A 26,605-nucleotide genomic window follows, 5' to 3' on the forward strand; every position below is an offset into this window, starting at 1 on the left:
GATCAGAACACCGGGGTGCCGTCGCGGGTCAGCCTCCAGTCGACGGAGGCGAAGTCCTTGGGATCGAGGACGCCCTTGGCGGTGACCCATTCGGCGATGCGGGTGCGGATCTCGGTGGACTCCGACCACAGTTCCCTGGCGTTCGCCACGTGCGGGAAGGCGCCGCCGCCGTTGGCGCGGTAGTTGTTGACGGCGAGGACGAACTGCGCCGAGTCGTCGAGCGGGCTGCCGTCGCGGGCCAGGTTCTTGATGCGGCTGCCGGCGGGCTGCGCGATGTCGATGTCGTAGGTGAGTCCGGAGACGTAGTCGTAGTTGTAGTCGGGGCGGTCGCCCGCGTTGGTGAGCGCGTCGACGTCGACGGGGGCCCCGGCCGCGGTCCGTACGTAGTACTCGGCGGAGTATTCGAGGTAGGCGCGGATCTGGGCGCCGGTCAGGAGCTTGGCGACGAGCGTGTTGTCGTAGACGTACAGGCTCGACAGAGCGCGGATGGTGACGTCGCCGGCGGGGATCTCGGAGGTGCGCGAGAACGGAGACGCCTGGGCCAGGACGGGGAGTCCGGCGTACTCGGTGCCGGCGAGCGCGTCCTTGACGACGTCCTCCTGGACCTTGGTGATCAGGTCGATGATCGGGGCGTCCTTGTAGCGGGCGTCGACGGTGGTCAGGGTCTCGGTGGCGGTGCCGACGACCTGGTTGACGTAGGTGACGACGGCGGCGTGCTCGTCGGTGAGCAGCCTGGTGATGCGCGGGTCGTCCTCGACCTCGTTGGTGTTGCGCAGCGAGGCGCTCACCGATTCGACCTCCCAGCGGCCCTTGTGCAGGGTCAGCTCGATGTCGAAGACGGTGAGGCGTTCGGCGAAGCAGAGGGGTTCGGAGAGGACGACGGTCTTCCCGGTCGTGTCGTTGGTGACCTTCAGCTCGGGGATCTCGACGTGGGCGTGGCCGACGAGGATGGCGTCGATCCCCGGAACCTTCTTCGCGACGTTGGCCGCCGCGTTCTCCACGTAGGGCAGTTGGTCGCCCCAGGAGGACGTGCCGGAGGCGCCGGAGTGGGCGGAGACGATGACGACGTCGGCGCCCATGGAACGCAGCTTGGGCACCCAGGTGGCGGCCTGCTCCTCCAGGCCGGGGAAGGCGAGCTTGCCCTGGACGTAGGCCTTGTCCCAGATGGCGATGCCGGGGTTGGTGAGGCCGAGGACGGCCACCTTCAGGGGCGGGCCGCCGTGGACGCGGAACGTCTTGATGAGGTACGGCGGGAAGGCGGGCTTGAGGGTGGTGGCGTCGACGGCGTTGGCGCCGAGGAGGGGGAAGTCGAGCTGTGCCTCGAACTTGCGGAGGGTTTCGATGCCGTAGTTGAACTCGTGGTTGCCGAGGGCCGCGGCGTCGTAGCCGATGGTGTTCATGGCCCGGGCCATGGGGTGGACGGGGCCGCCCTTGGCGGTGATGGGGTCGACCTTGGCGTAGTAGTAGGTGAGCGGGGTGCCCTGGATGGTGTCGCCGGCGTCGATGAGGAGGGTGTTCTGACGGCCCCTCTCCTTGCGGATCCGGTTGACGAGGGTGGAGATGCGGGCCAGGCCCTGGGAGTTGCCGGCGGTGTCGGTGTACGTGGCGTCCTTGTAGTAGTCCCAGTTGAAGAGGTGGCCGTGGAGGTCGGTGGTGCCCATGACGGTGAGGGTGTGGCGGCGCTCGGGCTTCTTGTGGGAGCCGGCGGCGTGGGCGGTGGTGGTGGCTGCCGTGGTGGTGAGGGTGGCGGCGGTGGTGGTGAGCGCGGCGTTCTCCAGGAACCGGCGGCGGTTCAGGGGCATGTGAGGGGGGCTCCTTGGGTGGGGCGGGTCTGTTGGTGTGGTGACGCGCGTAGATTGTGGCCCGGGGGTGCGGGGGTGCGACAGGGGGTGGGGGTTGCGAGTTGGTGACCGGGGGTTGCCGCGGGGATTTTTTCGCCCCCGCCGCCCCTGCCCTTCCCGTCCCTTCAAGGGGTTTCGCCCCTTGGACCCCGGCACGGGGCTCCGCCCCGTTTCGCGCAGTTCCCCGCGCCCCTGTCAGGCAGGCTGTCATAAAGTCGGATATATGCGTCGAGCTAAGATCGTTTGCACCTTGGGGCCCGCTACCGACTCGTATGAGCAGATCAAGGCGTTGGTCGATGCCGGGATGGACGTGGCCCGGTTCGCTCTCGGGTACGAAGGGCGCGGGGAGCACGAGGAGCGGTACCGGTGGGTGCGGAAGGCCGCCGATGAGACCGGGCGCAGTGTGGGGGTGCTCGCCGATCTGCGGGGGCCGGTCAGCGGGCCCGGGCCCGTGTTGTCGCCCGCGGACGAGGCCGATCTGCGGTGGGCGGTGCGCACCGGCTTCGACGTGGTCGCCCTGTCGTTCGTCCGGAGCGGCCGTGACATCGAGGCCGTGCACCGCGTCATGGACGAGGAGGGCCGCCGGCTCCCCGTCCTCGCCAAGGTGGAGAAGCCGCAGGCGGTCGCGGCGATCGAGGACGTCGTCGCCGCGTTCGACGGGATCATGGTCGCCCGCGGCGACCTGGGCGTCGAGATGCCGCTCGAACACGTGCCGATCGTCCAGAAGCGGGCGGTGCGGCTGGCGAAGCGCAACGCCAAGCCGGTCGTCGTCGCCACGCAGATGCTGGACTCGATGATCGAGCACGCGCGGCCGACGCGCGCGGAGGTCAGTGACGTGGCGAACGCGGTGCTCGACGGCACGGACGCGGTGATGCTGTCGGGCGAGACGAGCGTGGGCAGGCACCCCGTGGAGGCGGTCACGACGATGGCGCGGATCGTCGAGGCGGCGGAGGAGGGCCTCCTCGCCGCGGGGCTCGCGCCGCTGACGGACCGGAACAAGCCGCGCACCCGGGGCGGCGCCGTCGCCCGGGCGGCGGCCGAGATCGGCGACTTCCTCGGGGCGAGGTTCCTGGTGGCGTTCACCCAGAGCGGTGACACGGTGCGCCGCCTCTCCCGCTACCGCTCGCCGATCCCGCTCCTCGCCTTCACCGCCGAGCAGGCGACCCGTTCGCGACTGAGCCTGACGTGGGGGGTGGAGACGTTCCTGGGCCCGGCCGCCGACACGACGGACGCGATGGTCGCGCAGGTCGACGAGCTGCTGCTGCGGTACGGGCGCTGCGCGCGCGGGGACCTCGTGGTCATCACCGCGGGTTCGCCGCCCGGGGTGCCGGGGACGACGAACATGGTGCGGGTGCACCGCGTCGGTGCGGACGACCGTCCCGCGTAGTCCGTGCGGGGGCGTGTGCGCGCACGCCCCCCACACACGTGCCGGTCAGCTCTCGCGCACCCGCAGGGCCCTCGCCAGGTCGTCGAGCTGGTCGGCGAGCCTGCGGCGCAGGGAGGGGGCGGGGTCGTCCTCGCGCAGACACCGCTCGCCCCGTCGCAGGTGGTCCGCGTCGACGGCGTGGGCCGGGAACGCCCAGCGGCCGGCCGCGTCGGCGATGGCGGGGCCGCGGCGGGCGGCCAGGGCGGTGGCGTCCTCGTAGTACCGGTCGACGTACTCCGCGAGGAGTTCGGCCTGTTCGGGCTGCCAGAAGCCGCGGGCGGTGGCGGTGAACAGGTAGTTCGAGAGGTCCGCGGCGGGGTCGTCGGTGAACATCGCGGCCCAGGCCCGGGCCTTGGCCTCGGGGTCGGGCAGTGCGGCGCGGCAGCGGGCGGCGCCCTCCTGGCCGGTGGCGCTGGGGTCGCGGGCGAGTTCGGCGGCGATCGCGGCCTCGTCGGTGGCGCCGAGGACGGCGAGCCGGCCGAGGATGCGCCAGCGCAGCTCGGGGTCGAGTTCGGGGCCGCCGGGGACGGTGCCGTCGGCGAGCCAGGCGGCGATGGTGTCGGGGTGCGCGGCGACGTCGATGCGGTGGCGCACGGCGGCCAGGCGGAGCCCGGGGTGGTCGCCGTCCTCGGTGCGGCGAATGAGGTCGCGGCCGAGGTCGGTGAGGGTGGCCAGGGCGGCCGGCCGCCGCTCGGGGGCGAGGTAGCGGTCGGCGATCTGGCCGCCGGCGAAGGCGAGGACGCCCTGGACGAGGGCCACGTCACTCTCGTGCGGCAGATGCGCGCGGGCGGTCTCCAGGTAGACCTCCGGGGCGAGTTCGCCGTCGCGGACGGCGTCCCGCAGGGAGTTCCAGACGACGGCCCGGGTGAGGGGGTCGGGGAGGCCGGAGAGGGCGGCGCGCACGGTGTCGTACGACTCCGCGTCGAAGCGGACCTTGGCGTAGGTGAGGTCCAAGTCGTTCAGGACGAGCAGGACGGGACGCTTGCCCAGGGGGTGCTCCGTGGTGCCGGGGACGTCGAGTTCGAGGCGGGAGCGCAGGGTGAGGCGGCCCTCGTCGGTGAGGTCGTGGTCGTAGAGGCCGACGGCGATGCGGTGGGGGCGGCTGCCGTCGTGCGTGACGGTGAGGGCGTGGGTGCCGTCGTCGGTGCGGGTGAGCACCGGCGTGAGCGTGTCCACCCCCGTCGTCCGCAGCCACGCGTCCGCCCACGCGTGGACGTCGCGTTCGGTCGCGGAGGCGAGGGAGTCGAGGAAGTCGGCGAGGGTGGCGTTGGCGAACCTGTGGCGGGCGAAGTGCGTGTTGATGCCGGCCAGGAAGTCTTTCTCGCCCAGCCAGGTGACCAGTTGGCGCAGTGCGGAGGCGCCCTTGGCGTAGGAGATGCCGTCGAAGTTGAGCAGCGCGGAGGCGGTGTCGGGAACGGCCTCGGGGGCGACGGGGTGGGTGGAGGGGCGCTGGTCGGCGTCGTAGCCCCAGGCCTTGCGGGAGACGCCGAACTCGGTCCAGGTGTCGGTGAAGCGCGTGGCTTCGGCGGCGGTCTGGTAGCCCATGTACTCGGCGAAGGACTCGTTGAGCCAGATGTCGTCCCACCACTGGAGGGTGACGAGGTCGCCGAACCACATGTGGGCCATCTCGTGGGCGATGACCATGGCACGGGTCTGGCGCTCGGTGTCGGTGACGGCGGAGCGGTAGACGAACTCGTCGCGGAAGGTGACCAGTCCGGGGTTCTCCATGGCGCCGGCGTTGAACTCGGGGACGAACGCCTGGTCGTAGGAGTCGAAGGGGTAGGGCTCCTCGAACTTCTCGTGGTAGCGGTCGTAGCAGGCGCGGGTGATGTCGAGAATCTCCTCGGCGTCCGCGTCGAGGTACGGGGCGAGCGAGCGGCGGCAGTGGATGCCGAAGGGCAGTCCGCGGTGTTCGGTGCGCACCGAGTGCCAGGGGCCGGCGGCGACGGCGACGAGGTAGGTGGAGATCGGCGGCGTGGCGGCGGCCTTCCAGACGCCGTCGCCGGTCTGCTCGGTGACGCCGTTGGCGAGGACGGTCCAGCCCTCGGGGGCCGTGACGGTGAGGTCGAAGACGGCCTTGAGGTCGGGCTGGTCGAAGGCGGCGAAGACGCGCTGGACGTCGTCCATGAACATCTGGGTGTAGACGTACGCCTCGCCGTCGCTGGGGTCGGTGAAGCGGTGCATGCCCTCGCCGGTGCGGGAGTAGCGCATCGAGGCGTCGACGCGCAGCTCGTGCGCGCCGGGGGCGAGGTTCTTCAGGGGCAGCCGGTTGTCGTCCAGGGTGCCCGGGTCCAGGGACCGTCCGTCGAGGGTGACGGAGCGCAGCGCGGCCGGCTTGAGTTCGACGAAGGTGTCCGTGCCGTCCGTGCCGTCCGTGCCGGAGTCGCCGCGCACGGTGAACCGGACGACGGTACGGGAGTCGAAGGTGTCGTCGCCCACGGTGAGGTCGAGGCCGACCGTGTAGTGGTGGACGTCAAGAAGCTGTGCACGGGTCTGCGCTTCGTCGCGCGTCAGTACGGACATGGTGGCCATGCTGCCCGATGCCGTCCGCACGGCACAGGGGGGCCCTGCGGACGGCGGGCGCCGCCCCGGAGCGCGACGGGGCGCGGCGGGCGGCGCGGGCGGCTCAGGAGGGGTTCGCGGGGGTGCCGGAGGCGGGGTCGGCGGCGGTGTCCGCGATGTGCTCGTGGTGGCGGATGACCTCGGCGATGATGAAGTTGAGGAGCTTCTCGGCGAACGCCGGGTCGAGCTTGGCGCTCTCCGCGAGCCGGCGCAGCCGGGTGATCTGGCGGACCTCCCGCTCGGGGTCGGCCGGGGGCAGCCGGTGCGCGGCCTTGAGATGGCCGACCTGCTGGGTGCACTTGAAGCGTTCGGCGAGCATGTGGACGACGGCGGCGTCGATGTTGTCGATGCTGTCGCGCAGCCGTTCGAGCTCCGCGCGGACCGCGGGATCGGTCCCGGCACTGCGGCTGCCGGCACTGTTGCTGGTGGTCATGGGCGCACACCCTACGGGGCGGCGGGGGTACGGCTCCGGCACGTTCCGCAGGCCGGACAGTGCCTACAGTGGAGGGCGCGGCCGGGCGTCGCGCGGCCGGCGTCTTCAGGGGGTGCGGGCGTGGTGAACGGTGGGCCGGTGGAGCACGGGTTCCCCCATCTGGACACGGTGCGGGCGGCCGTCACCGCGCTGTACCGGCGGCTGTCGTACGACACCGTGCGGACGTTCGACACCAGCGTGCTCCCGGTGGACGTGGCCTTCGCCGACGTCGACGATCTGCATCTGGGGGCGCAGCGGGTGGCCCGGGAGATGGTGCGGCACTACCGGCTGCCGGACGCCCGGATGATCGTCGGCTTCCGGGAGATGACGCACGCGGCCCATGTGGAACTGGCCGCGGGCCCCGAGTACTTCATCGAACTGAACGACCGGTTCCGCACCCACCGCCGGGACATCGGCGCCGCCCTCGCGCACGAGGTGATGCACGTCTATCTGCACCGCCTGGACCTGGCGTTCGCCGGCACCCGGGACAACGAGATCCTCACCGACACGGCGGCCGCCTACCTCGGCGCGGGCTGGCTGCTGCTGGACGCCTACCGGGAGGACGGGGCCTCCTCGCAGAAGCTGGGCTACCTCACCCCTGAGGAGTTCGGCTACGTCCTGGCCAAGCGGGCGCTGGCGTTCGGGGAGGACCCGTCGGTGTGGTTCACCAGCCCGCAGGCGTACACGGCGTACACCAAGGGGCTGGCGCGGGCCCGGCAGGACGAGCGGGAGCCGCCGCTGTCGGCCGCGGGCTGGGCGGGCCGCCGGCGCTACGCCCGCGACCGCCGGCACGCGCTGGAGCACGCGGGCGGCGGGGAGCGCGCGGAGGCCGGGACGGCGTACTCCTTCGCGCCGGGCGTGCGGGAGCCACTGCGGGTCGCGTTCCCCTGCCCCGTCTGCTTCCAGCGCATCCGGGTGCCGGTACGGGGGCGGGTGCGGGCGCGGTGCGGACTGTGCCGGACGGTGCTGGAGTGCGACACGTAGGCATGGGGTGACGGGAGGCGGCGAGGGGGACGGCGGGGGCGGGTGGTGCAGAACACGTACCGGATGCCCCTTATTTCCTTTGCCCGCGGGCCCTTCGCGCGCGAGGGTCGAGGGATGGACAGGGAAGGGCCGCCGGGACTGCTCACGGCGGTGTACGAGGGCGACGCGGACGCGGTCGTACGGCTGCTGCGGGACGGTGCGGACCCGGAGGCGGCCGACGAGGACGGGCAGACGGCGCTGTACGTCGCGGCGGTCGGCGACGAGCCCGGCATCGTACGGCTGCTGCTGGCGGCCGGCGCCGATCCGGACCGGCTGAGCGGCGGCACGGACGCGCCGCTGTGCGGGGCGGCGTGCGGCGGGCACGAGCAGGTCGTACGGGCGCTGCTGGCGGCCGGGGCGACGGTGGACCTGGCGGAGGAGTACGGGTTCCGGTCGCTGACCTGGGCGGTGCGGCTCGGGCACGCCGGGGTGGTCGCGGCGCTGCTCGCCGCCGGCGCGGACCCCGACCGCCCTGGCCCGGGCGGGGAGCCACCGCTGGTGGCCGCGGCGCGGCGGGGCTCGCCCGGGTGTGTACGGGCGCTGCTGGCGGCGGGGGCCGGGGCGCGCGACGAGGCGCTGGCGGAGGCGCGGCGCTGGGCGGCGGCGGACGTCGCCGCGGAGCTGCGGGCGGGCCTGGAGGCGGCGTACGGGGCGGGTCCCGGGTACCGGGTGCGGCGGTTCGTGGCGGAGAAGGGGGCGCCGACGGTGGAGGTGACGCTGGTCCGGGACGGCCGGGTGATCGCGGGCGACGACCGGCAGCTGGGGCACGCGGCGATCGTGACGGAGCTGCTGGGGCGGGCGGGGCGCGGCGTCTGACCAGGGGTCCTCGGGCCTCCCCCGGCGGGTGGGCGTGGCCGCGTCGGCGCCCCGGGCAGCGGTGCGGCGACCGTAGGCTGTACGGCATGAAGCGAGTCCGTCACGTGTGGTGGGCGGCCGTGGCCGTGCTGGTCGTGGCCGCGGTGTACGGCCTGGCGCCCGGGTCCGGCGACCGGGCCGTGGACGACGGGGCCGGGCGCAAGGACGGCGGACGCGGGGCGGGGCTGGACTCCTCGGCGAAGAAGGAGATCGCACAGCAGATCGTGGCCAGCGCGGAGAACGGCACGCTGGACTGGCGCAGCGCCTACGGCTACGTCGAGGACATCGGTGACGGGCAGGGGTACACCGCCGGGATCATCGGGTTCTGCACGGGCACGCACGATCTGCTGACGCTGGTGGAGACGTACACCGACGATCACCCCGGCAACCGGCTCGCCCGGTACCTCCCCGCGCTGCGCGCGGTCGACGGCACGGACTCGCACGAGGGGCTCGGGGACGGGTTCACGGCGGCGTGGAAGGCGGAGGCGGAGGTGCCGGCGTTCCGGCGGGCGCAGGACGCGGAGCGGGACCGGGTGTACTTCGATCCGGCGGTCCGGCAGGCGAAGGAGGACGGTCTGGGGGCGCTGGGGCAGTTCGTCTACTACGACGCGATCGTCTTCCACGGCCCGGGGAAGCGGGCGGGGAGCTTCGGGGGGATCCGGGCGGAGGCGCTGCGGCGGGCGGAGAGCCCGGCGGAGGGAGGTTCCGAGGTGGAGTACCTCGGGGCGTTCCTGGACGTGCGGCGGGCCGCGATGCGGGAGCGTGGCGCGGAGGTGGACACGAGCCGGGTGGACACGGCGCAGCGGGTGTTCCTGCGGGAGGGAAATCTGACGTTGGAAACGCCGTTGCGGTGGCGGGTGTACGGGGAGCGGTACGAGATCGGCTGACGTGGGTTTTCTTCGCCCCGTTTCGCGCCCCACAAGGGGCGCGGGGAACTGCGCGAGCAAGCACGACGCACCCGCACCCTCACCCGAAAACCTACAGATCCCCCCATCCCCCTGTTTCACAGCCGTTCGGTAGATTGCCCGCATGCGTGCGGAGTCGAGATCGGGGGCGAAGCCCAGGTCGAGGGCGAAGCCCAGGTCGGGGGCTTGGCGAGGGTGTCTGCTCGTTCTTGCCGTGCCCGTCGTCGTCGGGGTCGTGCATCTGGCCGCGCCCGACGGCGGGGGCGACGCCGTCGGGGAGCCCGCCGCCTCCGCGTCCGCCTCCGCCTCCGTCGCGGACGGGAAGGAGCGGCGCGCGGACGACGCTGTCGTCGCCGACGCTCCGCCGGGGCTCGCCGCACCCGCCAAGAAGGAGCTGGCGCAACGTTTCGTCTCCAGCGTGGAGAACTCCACGCTGAACTGGCGCACGGCGTACGGCTCGATCGAGGACACCGGCGACGGGCACGGCTACACCGCCGGGATCATCGGGTTCTGCACCGGCACCGACGACCTGCTCACCCTCGTCGAGCGGTACACCAAGGCCCACCCGGACAACCGCCTCGCCCCCTACCTCCCCGCGCTGCGCGCGGTGAACGGCACCGACTCGCACAAGGGCCTGGACCCCGGATTCACCGCCGCCTGGCGGGCCGAGGCGCACGTGAAGGCGTTCCGCACCGCGCAGGAGAAGGAGCGCGACCGGGTCTACTTCGACCCGGCGGTCCGGCTGGCCAAGCTGGACGGACTCGGCACGCTCGGCCAGTTGATCTACTACGACGCCATGGTGCTGCACGGCCCGGGCGTCGACGCCGACGGTTTCTACGGGCTGCGGGACGAGGCGCTGCGCCGGGCGAAGCTGCCGTCGGACGGCGGTTCGCGCACGGCGTATCTGAACGCGTTCCTGGACGTCCGCCGTGAGGCGATCAAGAGGGACGACGCCGGGCGCGACCACGGCGACACCTCGCGCATCGACACGGCGCTGCGCCGGTTCCTGGACGACGGCAACGTCGATCTGGACACCCCGCTGGTGTGGCGGGCGTACGGCGAGCGTTACCGCATCGACCAGTAGCCGCTCGGAGCACATGCAACGACGCCCGCCCAGTGTCCGGTCGGGGACTGCGGGGCGGGCGCCGTTCGGGGGGCCTCAAGGGGAATCGCTCCCCCGAAGGTCCCGCCCGTACGCCGTTGTACGGGACGTGTGTGCGACGACCTTACGCCGGGCCGCTCCACGCGGACCCGGCGGGGTCACCGGGCGGGGTCAGACCATCAGCGAGCGGTCCGTCGGCCGGATCGGCGCCGGCAGGTCGCTCGCGCCGGTCAGGAAGCGGTCCGCGCCGCGCGCCGCGGAGCGGCCCTCGGCGATGGCCCACACGATGAGCGACTGGCCGCGCCCGGCGTCACCGGCGACGAACACGCCGGGGACGTTGGTCTGGAAGTCGGCGTCGCGGGCGATGTTGCCGCGCTCGTCGAGGTCCAGGCCGAGCTGCTCGATCAGGCCGTTCTCCTTGTCGGGGCCGGTGAAGCCCATGGCGAGGGTGACCAGCTGGGCCGGGATCTTGCGCTCGGTACCGGGCTTCTGGTTGAGCTTGCCGTCCACGAACTCGACCTCGACCAGGTGCAGCCACTGCACATTGCCGTCCTCGTCGCCCTCGAAGTGGGTGGTGGAGACGGAGTAGAGCCGCTCGCCGCCCTCCTCGTGCGCGGAGGTGACCTTGTACAGCATCGGGAACGTCGGCCAGGGCTGGCTGACCGGGTTCCGCTCGGCGCCGGGCTGGGGCATGATCTCCAGCTGCGTCACCGAGGCCGCGCCCTGGCGGTGGGCGGTGCCCACGCAGTCGGCGCCGGTGTCGCCGCCGCCGATGACGACGACGTGCTTGCCCTCGGCGGAGATCGGGGAGGTGACGTAGTCGCCCTCCTGGACCTTGTTCGACAGCGGCAGGTACTCCATCGCCTGGTGGACGCCCTTGAGTTCCCGGCCCGGGATGGGCAGGTCGCGGGCGGTGGTGGAGCCGGCGGCGATGACGACGGCGTCGTACCGCTTGCGCAGACCGGCCGCGGTGACGTCACGCCCGACCTCGACGCCGGTGCGGAAGCGGGTGCCCTCCGCGCGCATCTGCTCGATGCGGCGGTTGATGTGCCGCTTCTCCATCTTGAACTCGGGGATGCCGTAGCGGAGCAGGCCACCGATGCGGTCGGCGCGCTCGTAGACGGCGACGGTGTGACCGGCCCGGGTGAGCTGCTGGGCGGCGGCGAGGCCGGCCGGCCCGGAGCCGATGACGGCGACGGTCTTGCCGGACAGGCGCTCGGGGATCTGCGGCGTCACGTCACCGGTGTCCCACGCCTTGTCGATGATGGAGACCTCGACGTTCTTGATGGTGACCGGCGCCTGGTTGATGCCGAGCACGCACGCCGACTCGCACGGGGCCGGGCACAGCCGCCCGGTGAACTCCGGGAAGTTGTTGGTGGCGTGCAGCCGCTCGGAGGCGGCCGACCAGTCCTCGCGGTAGGCGAAGTCGTTCCACTCCGGGATCAGGTTCCCCAGCGGGCAGCCGTTGTGACAGAACGGGATGCCGCAGTCCATGCAGCGGCTGGCCTGCTTGGAGATGATCGGCAGCAGCGAGCCGGGAACGTAGACCTCGTTCCAGTCCCGCACCCGCTCCTCGACGGGGCGGGAACGGGCGACCTCGCGGCCGTGGTTGAGAAAGCCCTTGGGATCAGCCATTGGTCGCCGCCTCCATCATCTTCTCGGTGATCTCGGTCTCGGAGAGACCGGCTCGCTCGGCGGCGTCCTTGGCGGCGAGCACAGCCTTGTAGGTGCTGGGGATGATCTTGCTGAAGCGGGTCACCGCGGTGTCCCACTCGGCGAGGAGCTTGGCGGCCACGGTGGAGCCGGTCTCCTCCTGGTGGCGGCGCACGACCTCGTGCAGCCACTGCCGGTCGGCCTCGTCGAGCTCCTGGACGGCGTCGGCGTTGCCCGGGTTGACGTCGGCCGGATCGAGGTCGACGACGTAGGCGATGCCGCCGGACATGCCGGCCGCGAAGTTGCGCCCGATGGGGCCGAGGACGACGGCGTGGCCGCCGGTCATGTACTCGCAGCCGTGGTCGCCGACGCCCTCGGAGACGACGAGCGCGCCGGAGTTGCGGACACAGAACCGCTCACCCGTACGACCGCGCAGGAACAGTTCGCCGCCGGTGGCGCCGTAGGCGAGGGTGTTGCCCGCGATGGTGGAGTACTCGGCGAGGTGATCGGCGCCCCGGTCGGGACGGACGATCACGCGGCCGCCGGACAGGCCCTTGCCGACGTAGTCGTTGGCGTCGCCCTCCAGCCGCAGGGTGATGCCGCGCGGCAGGAAGGCGCCGAAGGACTGGCCCGCGGAGCCGGTGAAGGTGATGTCGACGGTGTCGTCGGGCAGGCCGGCGCCGCCGAACTTCTTCGTCACCTCGTGGCCGAGCATGGTGCCGACCGTGCGGTTGATGTTGCGGATGGCGACCTGGGCGCGCACCGGCGCCGCGTCGGTGGCGGAGTCGGCGGACAGGGCGTCGGCGGCCAGCTTGATCAGCTGGTTGTCGAGCGCCTTCTGCAGCCCGTGGTCCTGGGCGATCACCTGGTGGCGGGCGGCGCCCTCGGGCAGCGCGGGGACGTGGAACAGCGGCTCCAGGTCCAGGCCCTGCGCCTTCCAGTGGTCGACGGCGCGGGTGACGTCGAGCGCCTCGGCGTGGCCGACGGCCTCCTCGATGGAGCGGAAGCCCAGCTCGGCGAGGATCTCGCGGACCTCCTCGGCGATGAACTGGAAGAAGTTCACCACGTACTCGGCCTTGCCGGAGAACCGCTCGCGCAGCACCGGGTTCTGGGTGGCGATGCCGACCGGGCAGGTGTCCAGGTGGCAGACGCGCATCATGACGCAGCCGGAGACGACGAGCGGGGCGGTGGCGAAACCGAACTCCTCGGCGCCGAGCAGCGCGGCGATGACGACGTCACGGCCGGTCTTGAGCTGGCCGTCCGTCTGGACCACGATCCGGTCGCGCAGGCCGTTGAGCAGCAGCGTCTGCTGGGTCTCGGCGAGGCCGAGCTCCCAGGGGCCGCCCGCGTGCTTGAGCGAGGTCAGCGGGGAGGCGCCGGTGCCGCCGTCGTGGCCGGAGATCAGCACGACGTCCGCGTGGGCCTTGGACACACCGGCCGCGACCGTGCCGACGCCGACCTCGGAGACCAGCTTCACATGGATGCGGGCCCTGGGGTTGGCGTTCTTCAGGTCGTGGATCAGCTGCGCCAGGTCCTCGATGGAGTAGATGTCGTGGTGCGGCGGCGGGGAGATGAGCCCCACGCCCGGCGTCGAGTGCCGGGTCTTGGCCACCCACGGGTACACCTTGTGGCCGGGCAGCTGGCCGCCCTCGCCGGGCTTGGCGCCCTGGGCCATCTTGATCTGGATGTCGTCCGCGTTGACCAGGTACTCGCTGGTGACGCCGAAGCGGCCGGAGGCGACCTGCTTGATCGCCGAGCGGCGCGCCGGGTCGTACAGGCGGTCGGGGTCCTCGCCGCCCTCGCCGGTGTTCGACTTGGCGCCGAGCTGGTTCATGGCGATGGCGAGCGTCTCGTGCGCCTCGCGCGAGATGGAGCCGTAGGACATGGCGCCGGTGGAGAACCGCTTGACGATCTCGGAGGCCGGCTCGACCTCCTCGACGGGGATCGGGCCCCGGCCGGACTTGAACTGGAACAGCCCGCGCAGCGTCATCAGGCGCTCGGACTGCTCGTTCACCCGGTCCGTGTACTTCTTGAAGATGTCGTAGCGGCGGGTGCGGGTGGAGTGCTGGAGACGGAAGACCGTCTCCGGGTCGAACAGGTGCGGCTCGCCCTCGCGGCGCCACTGGTACTCGCCGCCGATCTCCAGCGCGCGGTGCGCGGGGGCGATGCCGGTGGCCGGGTAGGCCTTGGCGTGCCGGGCGGCGACCTCCTCGGCGATGACGTCGATGCCGACGCCGCCGATCTTGGTGGTGGTGCCGTTGAAGTACCGGTCCACGAAGGCGTCGTCCAGACCGACGGCCTCGAACACCTGGGCGCCCCGGTAGGAGGCGACGGTGGAGATGCCCATCTTGGACATGACCTTCAGCACGCCCTTGCCGAGGGCGTAGATCAGGTTGCGGATGGCCTGCTCGGTCTCGATGCCCGACAGGAAGGTGCCGGCCCGGACCAGGTCCTCGACGGACTCCATCGCCAGGTACGGGTTGACCGCGGCGGCGCCGAAGCCGATGAGCAGGGCGACGTGGTGCACCTCGCGGACGTCGCCGGCCTCGACCAGCAGGCCCACCTGGGTGCGCTGCTTGGTGCGGATGAGGTGGTGGTGGACGGCCGAGGTGAGCAGCAGCGACGGGATCGGCGCGTGCTCGGCGTCGGAGTGCCGGTCGGAGAGGACGATCAGCCGGGCGCCGTTGCCGATGGCGGCGTCGGCCTCCGCGCAGATCTCCTCGATGCGGGCGGCCAGCGCCTCGCCGCCGCCGGAGACCCGGAACAGGCCGGAGAGGGTGGCGGCCTTCATGCCGGGCATGTCGCCGTCGGCGTTGATGTGGATGAGCTTGGCCAGCTCGTCGTTGTCGATCACCGGGAAGGGCAGCAGCACGCTGCGGCAGGAGGCCGCGGTGGGCTCCAGGAGGTTGCCCGAGGGGCCGAGCGAGGAGCGCAGCGAGGTGACGAGCTCCTCGCGGATGGCGTCCAGCGGCGGGTTGGTGACCTGCGCGAAGAGCTGGGTGAAGTAGTCGAACAGCAGCCGCGGGCGCTCGGAGAGCGCGGCGATCGGGCTGTCGGTGCCCATGGAGCCGATCGGCTCGGCGCCGGCCTTGGCCATCGGCGCGAGGATGACGCGCAGCTCTTCCTCGGTGTAGCCGAAGGTCTGCTGGCGGCGGGTGACCGAGGCGTGGGTGTGCACGATGTGCTCGCGCTCGGGCAGGTCGCTCAGCTCGATCTCGCCGGCTTCCATCCACTCGGCGTACGGCTGCTCGGCGGCGAGCTGGGCCTTGATCTCGTCGTCCTCGATGATGCGGTGCTCGGCGGTGTCGACGAGGAACATCCGGCCCGGCTGGAGGCGGCCCTTGCGGACCACCTTGGCGGGGTCGATGTCGAGGACGCCGACCTCGGAGCCGAGGACGACGAGGCCGTCGTCGGTGACCCAGTAGCGGCCGGGGCGCAGTCCGTTGCGGTCGAGGACCGCGCCGACCTGGGTGCCGTCGGTGAAGGTGACGCAGGCCGGGCCGTCCCAGGGCTCCATCATCGTGGAGTGGTACGCGTAGAAGGCGCGGCGGTCGGCGTCCATGGAGGCGTGGTTCTCCCAGGCCTCCGGGATCATCATGAGCACGGAGTGCGGCAGGGAGCGGCCGCCGAGGTGCAGGAGCTCCAGGACCTCGTCGAAGGAGGCGGAGTCGGACGCCTCCGGGGTGCAGACGGGGAAGAGCCGCTCCAGGTTCTCGGCCTCGGTGTTCCCGTTGCCGAGCAGCTGGGAGGCGAGCTGGGACTCGCGGGCGCGCATCCAGTTGCGGTTGCCCTTGACCGTGTTGATCTCGCCGTTGTGCGCGACGAACCGGTACGGGTGGGCCAGCGGCCAGCTCGGGAAGGTGTTGGTGGAGAACCGGGAGTGCACCAGCGCGATCGCGGAGCCGAAGCGGCGGTCGGACAGGTCCGGGAAGAAGGGCTCGAGCTGGCCGGTGGTCAGCATGCCCTTGTAGACGATGGTCCGCGCGGACAGCGACGGGAAGTAGACGCCGGCCTCGCGCTCGGCGCGCTTGCGCAGGGCGAACGCCTTGCGGTCCAAGGCGATGCCCGTCGAGGCGCCGTCGGTGACGAAGACCTGGCGGAAGGCGGGCATGGTGGCGCGGGCGGTGGCGCCGAGCAGTTGGGGCGCGACCGGCACCTCGCGCCAGCCGAGGACGGTGAGGCCTTCCTCGGCGGCGAGGCCCTCGATACGGGCGGCGGCCTCGTCCGTCCCCGCCTCGGGCAGGAAGGCGATGCCCACGGCGTACGCGCCGGCCTCGGGAAGCTCGAATCCGGCCACCTCGCGGAAGAAGGCGTCCGGGACCTGGGAGAGGATGCCGGCGCCGTCGCCCGAGTCGGGCTCGGAGCCGGTGGCACCGCGGTGCTCCAGGTTGCGCAGGACGGTGAGCGCCTGCTCGACCAGCGTGTGGCTCGCCTCACCGGTGAGCGTGGCCACGAAGCCGACGCCGCAGGCGTCGTGCTCGTTGCGCGGGTCGTACATGCCCTGCGCGGCAGGGCGAGCATCCATGAAGGACCAGTTCTGGCCAGTCGTGGAGTGCTGGGACGGCTGGCGCGTCGTACGCATCGGCTCTCCCGTCGTCGTCATGTGGCTGGGGTGCGCGCGCCTCCCGGCCGTGAGGGCGGCCTGTGCGGGAGGAGCGGGTGCCGAGGGACGACGTTGGCCCTCTGCGAGAAGTGCGCCGCCGTGGCGGTGCGAGTGCGCCGCGGTGAGCGGTGCGGGTGCACCGACGGGCGGTGCGGTGGCGGTGCGGCTCCACCATTGATGCGGTGGTGCGAGTGCACTGCGGCGGTGCGGTGCACCGTGTGGCGGTGCGTTTGCGACATGTGTACGCGGACAAGTGCACATGAGCGCGAAATTTCGAGCAGGTTACATGATGGAGCGAATCCCGGAAACCGGATACTCCGTTCCATCATGCGGACATCGGGGAGGACGTCGCGCGGACATCATGCGGTCACCGGGAGCGCGGCGGGGGTACCGCGCGCGACGGTGGAAGTCGGGGGGACCGTACGGGCAGATCGGTGACCGCCGGTCCGGTGGGAGGGCGGCGCCGCCCGCCCCACGGGGTGCACGGCAGGCCTCATTGCCCACAGCGCTTACGGCTCATGCCCAGTGGCCGAGTCGCCGAAACCACGGAAACCGACCGGGATACCGCCGAGTAGTGTCTACCTATGCGGTTCCCTGCATAAACCTGCGCCCTCTTATCCTACGGCCCCGCCGAACAGGCTGCCCAGGAGGTACGTCACACCGGCCGCCGCTCCGCCCACCGCGAGCTGGCGCAGACCGCTGAACCACCAGCTGCGCGCGGTCACCCGGGCGACCACCGCGCCGCACAGGAACAGCCCGGCGAGCGCCAGCAGCACGGCGGGCCAGATGACCGTGGCGCCCAGCAGGTACGGCAGCACGGGCAGCAGGGCACCGAGCGCGAAGGAACCGAAGGAGGAGACGGCGGCGACCAGCGGGGAGGGCAGGTCGCCGGGGTCGATGCCCAGCTCCTCGCGGGCGTGGATCTCCAGCGCCTGCTCGGGGTCCTTCGAGAGCTGACGGGCCACCTCGCGGGCGAGCGCCGGCTCCACGCCCCGCGTCTCGTACAGCGCGGCGAGCTCGGCCTCCTCGTCCTTGGGGTGCTTGCGCAGCTCGCGCCGCTCGACGTCCAGCTCGGCCTCGACCAGCTCGCGCTGGGAGGCGACGGAGGTGTACTCGCCGGCCGCCATGGAGAAGGCGCCGGCGGCGAGGCCCGCGAGCCCGGTGAGCACGATCGTGGACCGGCTCAGCTCGCCGCCCGCCACGCCGGTCATCAGCGCGAGGTTGGAGACGAGCCCGTCCATCGCGCCGAACACGGCGGGGCGCAGCCAGCCGCCGTTGACGTCGCGGTGGGTGTGGTTGTCGCGGTGCGCCTCGTGCAGTGCGGCGCCGGTCTCGATGACGGCCATGCGGTCCCCCAGGGTGAGTCGTACGGGAAGCCTTCGGGACTCTTTTGGACTGAGTCCATACTTCGACAACACCCAAGGTACGCCGCTGATTCCGCGCCCGCCAGCAAGGAAAGGCAGCCCTTACCTGGGCTTTTGTGGTTCGCGGCGCCGTTTCGATCGTACGCCCGGGCGACGCGCGACCGGGTGACAGTCGGGCACTCCGCGCTCCTGTGAACCGCCGTTCGGGGACGGATCCGGCAGAGGGTCTCCCACGGACCGCGCTCCCATCGCGGGAGCGGCGCGCAGGCCGTGCCCCCGGAAGGAGCGGCGCCATGGCTTCCCCCGCCCGCACTCCCCCGCACCCGTCGTCGGCCCCGCAACCGGCCCCGGCCCCGGCCCCGCAACCGTCCCCGCCTCCGGCTCCGGCTCCGGCTCCGGCTCCGGCTCCGGCTCCGGCTCCGGCTCCGGCTCCGGCTCCGGCTCCGGCGCATCCGTATCCGGACCCCGGTGGGCTGCTCGACCGGGCGCGCGGCGCGCTGCTCGGGCTGGCCGTCGGGGACGCGCTCGGTGCCCCCGCCGAGAACCTGAAACCGTCCGAGATCCGGGCCCGCTGGGGCCGCGTCACGGGGTACGTCGCCGAACACCCGGCCGGCACGGACGACACCGAGTACGCGATGTTCTCGGGGCTGCTGCTGGCCCGGCACGGCTCCGCGCTCACCGTGGCGCACGTCGAGGACGCCTGGCACCACTGGATCGCCGACCGGGACGAGGGTCCCTTCCGCGGCGCCGGCTTCAGCGAGCGCGGCACGCTGGAGAACCTGCGCCGGGGGCTGGCGGCGCCGATCTCCGCGCAGCACCGGCACGCCTGGAGCGACGGGCTCGCCATGCGGGCGGCGCCCTTCGGGGTCTTCGCCGCGGGGCGGCCCGCCGAGGCGGCCCGACTGGTCGCGATCGACGGTTCGGTCAGCCACGAGGGCGAGGGCATCTACGGCGGCCAGGCGGTGGCGGCGGGCGTCGCGGCGGCGATGGCGGGGGCGCCGGTGGGCGCGGTGGTGGCCTCCGCGCTGGCGGTGGTCCCGGACGACTCCTGGACCGCCCGCTCACTGCGCCGCGCCGTGACGGCTGCCCACCGGGGCGAACGCGCGGTCCGCTCCGCGGTGGTCGTCGGCGGCTACCCCTGGACCGACCTCGCCCCCGAGGCGGTCGCCCTCGCCTTCGGCGCGTACGCGGCGGCGGACGGCGACTTCCGCGAGGCGGTGCTGACGGCCGTCAACATGGGCCGCGACGCCGATACGACGGCAGCGGTGGCAGGCGCCCTGTCCGGCGCGACGACCGGCGCGTCGGCGATCCCCCCGGCCTGGTCCGAGGCGATCGGCCCGTCCCGGGGCACATGCCTCCCCTCGATGAAGGGCCACCACGTCCTGGAGGTGGCAGAAGCGTTGGTGAAAGCAGCGACCACCACTCCGCGCGCCACGAAGCCCGAAGCCGCGACCGACACCACCGACACCCTCACCGCGGGCCGTCGCGCCGCTGGGGCGACTGGCGCCCCCGGCACCCCAGCTGCGGGCAGTCGGGCCGCTGGGGCGGCACGGGTGGGCGATGGGGGTCCCCCCTGCTCGAGCGAAGCCGAGAGCTTGGGGGAGGCACCTCGTAGCGCCGAGTTGCGCGATCCGCTCCCGGCCGACACCAACCGACCCGCGCCAGTAACCCCCGGGCTCGACAGCACCCCCCGCACCACCGCACCCGCCCCCGAGGAACCCACCCCATGACCCCACACACCCCGCACACCCCCCACACCCCCGACGCCCCGCGCCGCACCGAAGGCCTCCTGCTCGGCCTCGCCGCAGGCGACGCCGCCGGCTGGCCCGCCGCCCGCCACCGCGCCGCCCGCCTCCCCGACTGGACCCGTCGCCTCACCCGCGAACTCGACACCTTCGCCGAGCAGAACGCCACCACCACCCTCCCCGTCCCCATCGCCCTCAACCAACCCCCCGAACCCCTCCGTCTCGGCCCCTCCGACGACGCCGAGTGGGCGGCCTTCGCCGCCGAGTCGGTGCTCCGCGCCGGCGACGCCGCCACCCTCGGCGACCTCACCCACGACCGCCGCATACGCGCCGCCATCGACCTCTCCTGGAGCGCCGTCGCGGACGAGATCGCCGCCGCCACCGACCGCGCCCCCGAGGTCGAGTCCGCCCTGCTCCCCCTCCGCGCCCGCATCTCCGTCCGGGCCGGTCTCGGCAACCTCGCCGCCGGCCTCCGCCCGCCCGCCACCGGCCACGACAACCCCCACTACTTCGACGACGCCGCCTGCGTACGCGCCTGCGTCCTGGCCGTCGCCCACCCCGGCGAACCCCGCCGCGCCGCCGATCTCGCCGAGTTCGACGCCCGCTACACCCAGGACGGCGACGGCGTGCACGGCGCCCGCGCCATGGCCGCCGCGCTCTCCCTCGCCCTGGCCGGCGAGGACGTCACCGCCTGCGCCGAGGCCGCCCTCGCGGAACTTCCCGCCACCACCGAGATCGGCCGCAACGCCCGCCTGGCCCTCGACCTCGCCGCCACCTGCCCCGACACCTTCACCGTGCTCCCGCTCCTGGAGCACCGGATCGTCGACCACGTCTACAGCTACGGCATCGCCGCCGCCGAGACCGTCCCCGTCGCGCTCGCCCTGGCGACGGCGGCCCGCGGCCGGATCGCCGAGGCGGTGCCGGCCGCCGCCTGCCTCTCCCGGGTCGCGGACTCCGCCCCGGCCCTCGCGGGCGCCCTCACCGGCGCGCTCGGCGGCGCCGACGCGATCCCGGACACCTGGCGGGCGGCCTGCCGCACCCTCTCCGGCTGCGCCCTCCCCCGCCTCACCGGCACCGACCTCGTACACCTCGCCGAACTCCTGACCTCCACGGAACCGGCCTCCACAGGGGGATGATTCGGACATGACGCCCACTCTTGGCGAGACGACGCCCACTCTCGACGAACGGATCACCGGCGCCCTGGTCGGCGCGGCGGTCGGCGACGCCCTCGGCGGGCCGGTCGAGGGCTACAGCCCCGAGCAGATCACCGAGCGGCACGGCGGCCGGATCCACGGCATCGTCGGCCCCTGGAACGGCGGCCACTGGCGCACCGCCCGCCCCCTCGCCCCGTACCACAAGGGCGACGGCCACGTCACCGACGACACCCTGATGACCCACGCGCTGGTACGGGTCTACGCCGCCGTCCGCGACCACCTGGACGCGTACGCGGTCGCCGAGCACCTGGTCCCGGAGCTGATCGAACGCCCGCGCTGGATCCCGGAGCTGGAGGCCGAGGCACTGCCGTTGCAGCGGATCTTCCTCGCCGAGAAGTGGCTCGTGGCCCGGCTGCACTACGGCCACGTCGACCCCCGCGAGGCCGGCACCGGCAACATCGTCAACTGCGGCGCCGCGATGTACATGGCCCCCGTCGGCCTGGTCAACGCGGGCAACCCGGCGGGCGCGTACGCCGAGGCGCTCGACGTGGCGGGCGCGCACCAGTCGTCGTACGGCAGGGAGGCGGCCGGCGTCCTCGCGGCGGCGGTCGCGGCGGCCTGCGCGCCGGGCGCGACCCCCGACACGGTGGTCTCGGCCTGCCTCTCGCTCGCGAAGGACGGCACCCGCGCGGCGATCGAGACGGTGTGCGAAACGGCCGCCCGGTACACGGACTTCGAGTCGGCGCTACGACCGCTGCGACGGGCCGTGGAGCCGTACGACACCGTCGGCCCCGACTACCGCGCCCCCTCGCTCGGCGCCCGCCGCCCCTCCCGGCTGCACGCGATCGAGGAACTGCCGGTCGCGCTGGGGATGCTGGTGGTCGCGGGCGGCGACTACCGGCACGCGGTGCTCGGCTCCGTCAACTACGGCCGGGACTGCGACTCCATCGCCACGATGTCCGGCGCGCTCGCGGGCGCGCTCGGCTCGCCCGTGCCGGACGACTGGGCGAAGACGGTCGCCGAGGCGAGCCGTCTGGACCTGCACGCACCGGCGCGCACGCTCGCGGAGGTCGCGCGCGAGGTGTTCACGCGGGACGTGACCCGCCGCCGGGCGCACGAGGCCGCGTTCGCGGGGCTGCTCGACGGGATCGGGGGCTGACCATGCTGCGCGTCACCTGGGTCCAGCCGGAGGACCTGCTCGGCCACGAACTCCGCCAGGCGGAACAGGACGGCCGCCGCCCGGAGGCGATCGCCCGCCGCTGGGCGGCCGCGGGCGGCCCCGACGCCCCACCGAGAGCGGGCGCCTCCCCCCACCCCACCTCCCGCTACCTCCGCCTCCTCGCCGAAGACCTGCTCGACGAACTCGCCGACCTCCCCAGCCACCTGGCAGACGACGAGCCCACAGACCTGGTCGCCATCGAGGCCACCCGCACCCGGCCGTCTGCGCCGGCAAGCGCAACCTCCGTGACGGCACCCCCACCCCACCTCACGCACCCCACCCCCGCCGCGCTGGAAGCGTCCTGGCTCGGCAGAGCCGCCGGCTGCCTCCTCGGCAAACCCGTGGAGAAACTCCCCCTCACCACACTGCGCGAACTGGCCACCGCCACCGGCAACAACCCCGTCACCGCCTATTTCACCGCCCGGGGCCTGCCCAAGGGGCACACCGCCCCCTGGAACCGCCGCTCCGCCCCCACCTCCCTCGCCGAGAACATCGACGGCATGCCCGAGGACGACGACCTCAACTATCCCGTCCTCAACCTGCTCCTCCTCCGCCGCCACGGCCGCACCTTCACCACGCCCGACGTCGCCCGCCTCTGGCTCGACGAGCTCCCCGCCGGCCGCACCTTCACCGCCGAACGCGTCGCCTACCGCAACCTCCTCTCCGGCATCGAACCCCCGCTCACCGCCCGCCACCGCAACCCGTTCCGCGAGTGGATCGGCGCCCTCATCCGTGCCGACGTCCACGGCTGGACCAACCCGGGCGACCCGGTCGCCGCCGCCGCGCAGGCGCACCGCGACGCCACCCTCACGCACACCGCGAACGGCGTCTACGCGGCCATGTTCACCGCCGCCGTCCTCGCCGAGGCCGCCACCGGCGCCCACGACGTGCACCACTGCCTGGCCACCGGCCTGAGCGTCGTCCCGCCCCGCTCCCGCCTCGCCCGGGCCGTCCGGCAGGCGATCGAACTGGCCCGGGAGCACGCGGACTTCGACACCGTCGTGGACCAACTCCACGACCTTCACCACGGCTACCACTGGGTGCACGCCGTCCCCAACACCGCGCTGATCGCCGCCGCCCTCACCCACGCGGACGGCGACTTCTCCGCCTCCGTCTGCCGGACCGTGTCCGGGGGTTGGGACACCGACTCCAACGGGGCGGCCGCCGGCAGCATCGCCGGTCTGCTCGCGGGCGACCCCGCCGCGCTGCCCGAGCGCTGGACCGCCCCGCTGAAGAACCGGCTCGCCACCTCCGTCGGCGACTTCGACGGCGTCGGCTTCGACACCCTGGCCCAGCTCACCCACCGGGAGATCCACCGCCGATGACCCACCACCAGGAACAGACACCTCCGCTGGCCGGTCTGCGCGTCCTCGATCTGGCGACCCTCTTCGCCGGCCCCCTCGCCGCCACCCTCCTCGGCGACTTCGGCGCCGAGGTCGTCAAGGTCGAGCACCCGGCCAAGCCGGACCCCTCCCGCGGCCACGGTCCCGCCAAGGACGGCGTCGGCCTGTGGTGGAAGCTACTCGGCCGCAACAAGCGGACCCTCACCCTCGACCTGTCCAGGCCCGGTGGCCGCGCCACCCTCCTCCGGCTCGCCGCGACCGCCGACGTGATCGTGGAGAACTTCCGCCCCGGCACGCTGGAGAAGTGGGACCTGGGCTGGGAGGAGCTGTCCGCCGTCAACCCGCGGCTCGTACTGGCCCGGGTCACCGCGTTCGGCCAGTTCGGCCCGTACGCGCACCGGCCGGGCTTCGGCACCCTCGCCGAGGCGATGAGCGGCTTCGCCGCGATCACCGGCGAGCCGGACGCCCCGCCCACGCTGCCGCCGTTCGGCCTCGCCGACTCCATCGCGGGCCTGACCACGGCGTACGCGGTGATGACGGCCCTCGCCGCCCGGGAGCGCACCGGCCAGGGCCAGGTCGTGGACATGGCAATCATCGAGCCGATCCTCACCGTGCTCGGCCCCCAGCCCCTCTGGTACGACCAGCTCGGCTACGTCCAGCCGCGCACCGGCAACCGGTCCACCAACAACGCGCCCCGCAACACCTACCGCACCGCCGACGGCGGCTGGGTCGCCGTCTCCACCTCCGCGCAGTCGGTCGCCGTACGGCTGATGGAGCTGGTCGGCCGCCCCGACCTGGCCGCCCGGCCCTGGTTCGCGACCGGTGCGGGGCGGGCGGAGCACGCGGACGAGCTGGACGCGGCGGTCGGCGCGTGGATCGCCGAACGCACCCGGGAGGAGGTGCTCGCGGAGTTCGAGAAGGCGGAGGCGGCCGTCGCCCCCGTGCAGGACATACGGGAGGTGCTGACCGACCCGCAGTACCAGGCGCTCGGCACCTTCGCCACCGTCCCCGACGACCCCGAGCTGGGCGTGCTGCGCATGCAGAACGTACTGTTCCGGCTCTCCGCGACGCCCGGCGGCATCCGCTGGGCGGGCCGGCCGCACGGCGCCGACACCGAGGCGGTCCTCGGCGAGCTGGGGCTGACGGCCGCCGAGATCGCGGCGCTGCGCGCCGAGGAGGCCGTATGACCGCCGACGTGCTGCCGCTGACCTGGCTGTACGCGCCCGGCGACCGGCCGGACGTGGTCGGCAAGGCGCTGGGCTCGGGGGCGGACGTGGTGCTGATCGACCTGGAGGACGCGGTCGCGCCCGACCGCAAGGAGTACGCCCGTTCGGCGACGGCGGACCGACTGGGCGAGCCGCAGCCCGTGCCGGTGCACGTGCGGGTGAACGCCCTGGACGGCCCCTGGGTGGAGGGCGACCTGAAGGCGCTGTCCGGGCTGCCGGGGGTGTCCGGGCTGCGGCTGCCGAAGGTGACCTCGCCCCGGGAGGTCGTACGGGTCGCGGAGCTGACCGGGCCGGCCCGGGCCGAGGCGGACGGCGGCGGAGTCGCGCTGCACGCCCTCCTGGAGTCGGCGCTCGGGGTGGAACGCGCGTTCGCCATCGCCTGCGCCCACCCCGCGCTGCGCGGGATCGCGCTGGGCGAGGCGGATCTGCGGGCCGATCTGGGCGTACGGGAGGACCGGGGCCTGGACTGGTCGCGCTCCCGGGTGGTGGCGGCCGCGCGGGCGGCGGGGCTGCCGGCGCCGGTGCAGTCGGTGTATCCGGACGTACGGGACCTGGAGGGGCTGGCCGCGTCCTGCACGCACGGCCGGGCCCTGGGGTTCCTGGGGCGCGCGGCGATCCATCCGCGTCAGCTGCCGGTGATCGAGCGGGCGTATCTGCCGACGCCGAAGGAGATCGTGGAGGCGGAACAGATCGCGAAGGCGGCCACGGCCACGGCGGGCGCCCAGGCGCTGCCCGACGGCCGTTTCATCGACGCGGCGGTGGTGGCGGTCGCCCACCGCACCCTGACCCTGGCCCGCCGCCGGCGCTGACCCGCGCCCTGACGTACGGGAGCGGGGGCGCCGCACGTGTGCCGTGCGGCGCCCCCGGTCTCCGTCGCCGGTTCTCGTCGAGTTCCGTGTGCGGTGCGCTCAGCTCTTCTTGGTCGCCGACGCCGGTCCGGAGGGAGCCTCCGCCGACGCCTTGCCGTCCGTCGCGGTGGCCTTCGAGGCGGTGGCCCCCGAAGGGGCGGCCTTGACCCCGGCGGGCTCGGCGACCGCGCCCTTGTCCTTGGAGTCGGCCGCCTTGTCCCCGGCGGGCTTGTCCGCAGCCGCCTTGCCGTCGGTGCCGGTCTTCTTCAACGTCACCGCGTCCGCATCCGCGCCGGCTTCGCCGACACCCTCGGCGTCCTTCGCGCCCGGCTCGCCGGGGGCGTCCGCACCCGGCTGCCCCGGCTCGCCCGGCTCCACCGTCTCCTCGCGGCCCGGCCGCTTCTTCGACGAGACGATGATGTACGCGACGGCCGCCAGGAACACCACCAGCGCGGTCCAGTCGTTGAGCCGCACGCCGAGGAAGTGGTGGGCGTCGTCCACCCGCATGTACTCGATCCAGGCGCGGCCCGCGCAGTACGCGGCGACGTACAGGGCGAACGCCCGGCCGTGGCCCAGCTTGAAGCGCCGGTCGGCCCAGATGACGAGCAGCGCGACGCCTACGCACCACAGCGACTCGTACAGGAACGTCGGGTGGTAGTAGCCCGGTACCCGGCCGCCCTCGGAGGAGGTGATGTGCAGCGCCCAGGGAACGTGCGTCTCCCGGCCGTACAGCTCCTGGTTGAACCAGTTGCCCCAGCGTCCGAGCGCCTGTGCGATCGCGATGCCGGGCGCGATGGCGTCGGCGTACGACGGCAGGGAGATGCCCCGGCGCCGGCAGCCGATCCAGGCGCCGACCGCGCCGAGGGCGATGGCGCCCCAGATGCCGAGGCCGCCCTCCCAGATCTTGAAGGCGTCCACCCAGTCGCGGCCCGCGCTGAAGTACAGCTCGTAGTCGGTGATGACGTGGTAGAGCCGTCCGCCGACGAGGCCGAAGGGCACGGCCCACACCGCGATGTCGGCCACCGTGCCGGCCCGGCCGCCGCGGGCGACCCAGCGCCTGTTGCCGAGCCAGACGGCCACGAAGACGCCGATGATGATGCAGAACGCGTAGCCGCGCAGCGGAATGGGGCCGAGGTGCAGCACTCCGCGCGACGGGCTGGGAATGTAGGCAAGGTACATGGCAGGGTCGACGCTACCCTGCCGACCGTGCGGCACGGCAACCCGCCTGGCTACGGCTCCATAACGTACGCCCCGGTAACCGGGC

The 26,605-nt window shown here is 73.2% G+C and carries 18 protein-coding genes; 11 read left to right on the forward strand and 7 right to left on the reverse strand.

The features are described from left to right. Positions 1 to 2: 2 nt before the first annotated feature. A complete protein-coding gene (locus tag OIE12_RS08220; RefSeq protein ID WP_329133265.1) occupies positions 3 to 1,802 on the reverse strand; it encodes a bifunctional metallophosphatase/5'-nucleotidase in 1,800 nt (599 codons plus the stop codon). A gap of 262 nt (positions 1,803 to 2,064) precedes the next feature. Between OIE12_RS08220 and pyk the strand changes: the two genes are divergently transcribed. Then, positions 2,065 to 3,228, forward strand: coding sequence for a pyruvate kinase (pyk, locus tag OIE12_RS08225; protein ID WP_329133267.1), 1,164 nt, complete (start codon positions 2,065 to 2,067; stop codon positions 3,226 to 3,228). Positions 3,229 to 3,273: 45 nt separating this feature from the next. Here pyk and pepN read toward each other — a convergent pair whose 3' ends face one another. Both pepN and OIE12_RS08235 read right to left on the reverse strand, forming a co-directional pair. Continuing rightward, positions 3,274 to 5,799 (reverse strand): aminopeptidase N, encoded by a 2,526-nt coding sequence (pepN, locus tag OIE12_RS08230; RefSeq protein WP_329133269.1) that lies wholly within the window; start codon positions 5,797 to 5,799, stop codon positions 3,274 to 3,276. 94 nt (positions 5,800 to 5,893) lie between these two features. Further along, complete coding sequence (locus tag OIE12_RS08235) at positions 5,894 to 6,262, reverse strand: chorismate mutase (RefSeq protein ID WP_329133271.1); 369 nt, start codon at positions 6,260 to 6,262, stop codon at positions 5,894 to 5,896. A gap of 120 nt (positions 6,263 to 6,382) precedes the next feature. Between OIE12_RS08235 and OIE12_RS08240 the strand changes: the two genes are divergently transcribed. The 4 genes from OIE12_RS08240 (at position 6,383) to OIE12_RS08255 (ending at position 10,168) form a co-directional block, all read left to right on the forward strand. Continuing rightward, positions 6,383 to 7,285, forward strand: coding sequence for a hypothetical protein (locus tag OIE12_RS08240; RefSeq protein ID WP_329133273.1), 903 nt, complete (start codon positions 6,383 to 6,385; stop codon positions 7,283 to 7,285). Between the two features lie 114 nt (positions 7,286 to 7,399). Continuing rightward, positions 7,400 to 8,140, forward strand: a complete 741-nt coding sequence (locus OIE12_RS08245; protein WP_329133275.1) for an ankyrin repeat domain-containing protein — start codon at positions 7,400 to 7,402, stop codon at positions 8,138 to 8,140. Positions 8,141 to 8,226: 86 nt separating this feature from the next. Beyond that, on the forward strand, positions 8,227 to 9,066 hold the full coding sequence (locus OIE12_RS08250; protein WP_329133277.1) for a chitosanase: 840 nt from the start codon (positions 8,227 to 8,229) through the stop codon (positions 9,064 to 9,066). Between the two features lie 232 nt (positions 9,067 to 9,298). Continuing rightward, entirely contained in the window at positions 9,299 to 10,168 is an 870-nt protein-coding gene (locus OIE12_RS08255) for a chitosanase (RefSeq protein ID WP_329133279.1), read from the forward strand. A 189-nt stretch (positions 10,169 to 10,357) separates the two neighbouring features. Here OIE12_RS08255 and OIE12_RS08260 read toward each other — a convergent pair whose 3' ends face one another. The 3 genes from OIE12_RS08260 to OIE12_RS08270 form a co-directional block, all read right to left on the reverse strand. Beyond that, entirely contained in the window at positions 10,358 to 11,821 is a 1,464-nt protein-coding gene (locus OIE12_RS08260; protein WP_329133281.1) for a glutamate synthase subunit beta, read from the reverse strand. After that, entirely contained in the window at positions 11,814 to 16,421 is a 4,608-nt protein-coding gene (gene gltB / locus OIE12_RS08265; RefSeq protein WP_329141776.1) for a glutamate synthase large subunit, read from the reverse strand. Before gltB ends, OIE12_RS08260 begins: the two co-directional genes overlap by 8 nt. 635 nt (positions 16,422 to 17,056) lie before the next feature. Continuing rightward, entirely contained in the window at positions 17,057 to 17,788 is a 732-nt protein-coding gene (locus tag OIE12_RS08270; RefSeq protein ID WP_030382357.1) for a VIT1/CCC1 transporter family protein, read from the reverse strand. Between the two features lie 491 nt (positions 17,789 to 18,279). On the opposite strand from OIE12_RS08270, the gene OIE12_RS08275 reads away from it, so the two are divergent. From OIE12_RS08275 to OIE12_RS08300, 6 genes are read left to right on the forward strand one after another with little or no spacing between them, the layout of a single operon-like run. Beyond that, positions 18,280 to 19,536 (forward strand): ADP-ribosylglycohydrolase family protein, encoded by a 1,257-nt coding sequence (locus tag OIE12_RS08275; protein WP_329141778.1) that lies wholly within the window; start codon positions 18,280 to 18,282, stop codon positions 19,534 to 19,536. Continuing rightward, positions 19,533 to 20,687, forward strand: a complete 1,155-nt coding sequence (locus tag OIE12_RS08280) for an ADP-ribosylglycohydrolase family protein (protein ID WP_329133284.1) — start codon at positions 19,533 to 19,535, stop codon at positions 20,685 to 20,687. Before OIE12_RS08275 ends, OIE12_RS08280 begins: the two co-directional genes overlap by 4 nt. A gap of 7 nt (positions 20,688 to 20,694) precedes the next feature. After that, positions 20,695 to 21,864, forward strand: coding sequence for an ADP-ribosylglycohydrolase family protein (locus OIE12_RS08285; RefSeq protein ID WP_329133286.1), 1,170 nt, complete (start codon positions 20,695 to 20,697; stop codon positions 21,862 to 21,864). A 2-nt stretch (positions 21,865 to 21,866) separates the two neighbouring features. Then, positions 21,867 to 23,249, forward strand: a complete 1,383-nt coding sequence (locus OIE12_RS08290) for an ADP-ribosylglycohydrolase family protein (protein WP_329133288.1) — start codon at positions 21,867 to 21,869, stop codon at positions 23,247 to 23,249. Then, positions 23,246 to 24,454 (forward strand): CaiB/BaiF CoA transferase family protein, encoded by a 1,209-nt coding sequence (locus OIE12_RS08295; protein WP_329133289.1) that lies wholly within the window; start codon positions 23,246 to 23,248, stop codon positions 24,452 to 24,454. Before OIE12_RS08290 ends, OIE12_RS08295 begins: the two co-directional genes overlap by 4 nt. Next, on the forward strand, positions 24,451 to 25,302 hold the full coding sequence (locus tag OIE12_RS08300) for an HpcH/HpaI aldolase/citrate lyase family protein (RefSeq protein ID WP_329133291.1): 852 nt from the start codon (positions 24,451 to 24,453) through the stop codon (positions 25,300 to 25,302). The genes OIE12_RS08295 and OIE12_RS08300 overlap by 4 nt, the downstream gene beginning before the upstream one ends. Before the next feature lie 99 nt (positions 25,303 to 25,401). Here the strand turns inward: OIE12_RS08300 and lgt are convergent, their stop codons facing one another. After that, the gene (lgt, locus tag OIE12_RS08305) at positions 25,402 to 26,520 is read right to left on the reverse strand and encodes a prolipoprotein diacylglyceryl transferase (protein ID WP_329133293.1); all 1,119 of its coding nucleotides are present in this window, start codon (positions 26,518 to 26,520) and stop codon (positions 25,402 to 25,404) included. Positions 26,521 to 26,605 lie beyond the last annotated feature (85 nt).

This window comes from Streptomyces sp. NBC_00670 (assembly GCF_036226765.1).
In the GTDB taxonomy this organism is placed as follows: Bacteria; Actinomycetota; Actinomycetes; order Streptomycetales; family Streptomycetaceae; genus Streptomyces.

Excerpts from the sequence above, each read along its gene's own strand:
- OIE12_RS08280 (WP_329133284.1), top strand. The coding sequence starts at position 19,533 with ATGACCCCACACACCCCGCACACCCCCCACACCCCCGACGCCCCGCGC.
- OIE12_RS08300 (WP_329133291.1), top strand. The coding sequence starts at position 24,451 with ATGACCGCCGACGTGCTGCCGCTGACCTGGCTGTACGCGCCCGGCGAC.
- OIE12_RS08295 (WP_329133289.1), top strand. The coding sequence starts at position 23,246 with ATGACCCACCACCAGGAACAGACACCTCCGCTGGCCGGTCTGCGCGTC.
- lgt (WP_329133293.1), bottom strand. The coding sequence starts at position 26,520 with ATGTACCTTGCCTACATTCCCAGCCCGTCGCGCGGAGTGCTGCACCTC.
- OIE12_RS08270 (WP_030382357.1), bottom strand. The coding sequence starts at position 17,788 with ATGGCCGTCATCGAGACCGGCGCCGCACTGCACGAGGCGCACCGCGAC.
- OIE12_RS08220 (WP_329133265.1), bottom strand. The coding sequence starts at position 1,802 with ATGCCCCTGAACCGCCGCCGGTTCCTGGAGAACGCCGCGCTCACCACC.
- OIE12_RS08285 (WP_329133286.1), top strand. The coding sequence starts at position 20,695 with ATGACGCCCACTCTTGGCGAGACGACGCCCACTCTCGACGAACGGATC.
- gltB (WP_329141776.1), bottom strand. The coding sequence starts at position 16,421 with ATGCGTACGACGCGCCAGCCGTCCCAGCACTCCACGACTGGCCAGAAC.
- OIE12_RS08235 (WP_329133271.1), bottom strand. The coding sequence starts at position 6,262 with ATGACCACCAGCAACAGTGCCGGCAGCCGCAGTGCCGGGACCGATCCC.
- pepN (WP_329133269.1), bottom strand. The coding sequence starts at position 5,799 with ATGGCCACCATGTCCGTACTGACGCGCGACGAAGCGCAGACCCGTGCA.
- OIE12_RS08250 (WP_329133277.1), top strand. The coding sequence starts at position 8,227 with ATGAAGCGAGTCCGTCACGTGTGGTGGGCGGCCGTGGCCGTGCTGGTC.
- OIE12_RS08245 (WP_329133275.1), top strand. The coding sequence starts at position 7,400 with ATGGACAGGGAAGGGCCGCCGGGACTGCTCACGGCGGTGTACGAGGGC.
- OIE12_RS08260 (WP_329133281.1), bottom strand. The coding sequence starts at position 11,821 with ATGGCTGATCCCAAGGGCTTTCTCAACCACGGCCGCGAGGTCGCCCGT.
- OIE12_RS08290 (WP_329133288.1), top strand. The coding sequence starts at position 21,867 with ATGCTGCGCGTCACCTGGGTCCAGCCGGAGGACCTGCTCGGCCACGAA.
- pyk (WP_329133267.1), top strand. The coding sequence starts at position 2,065 with ATGCGTCGAGCTAAGATCGTTTGCACCTTGGGGCCCGCTACCGACTCG.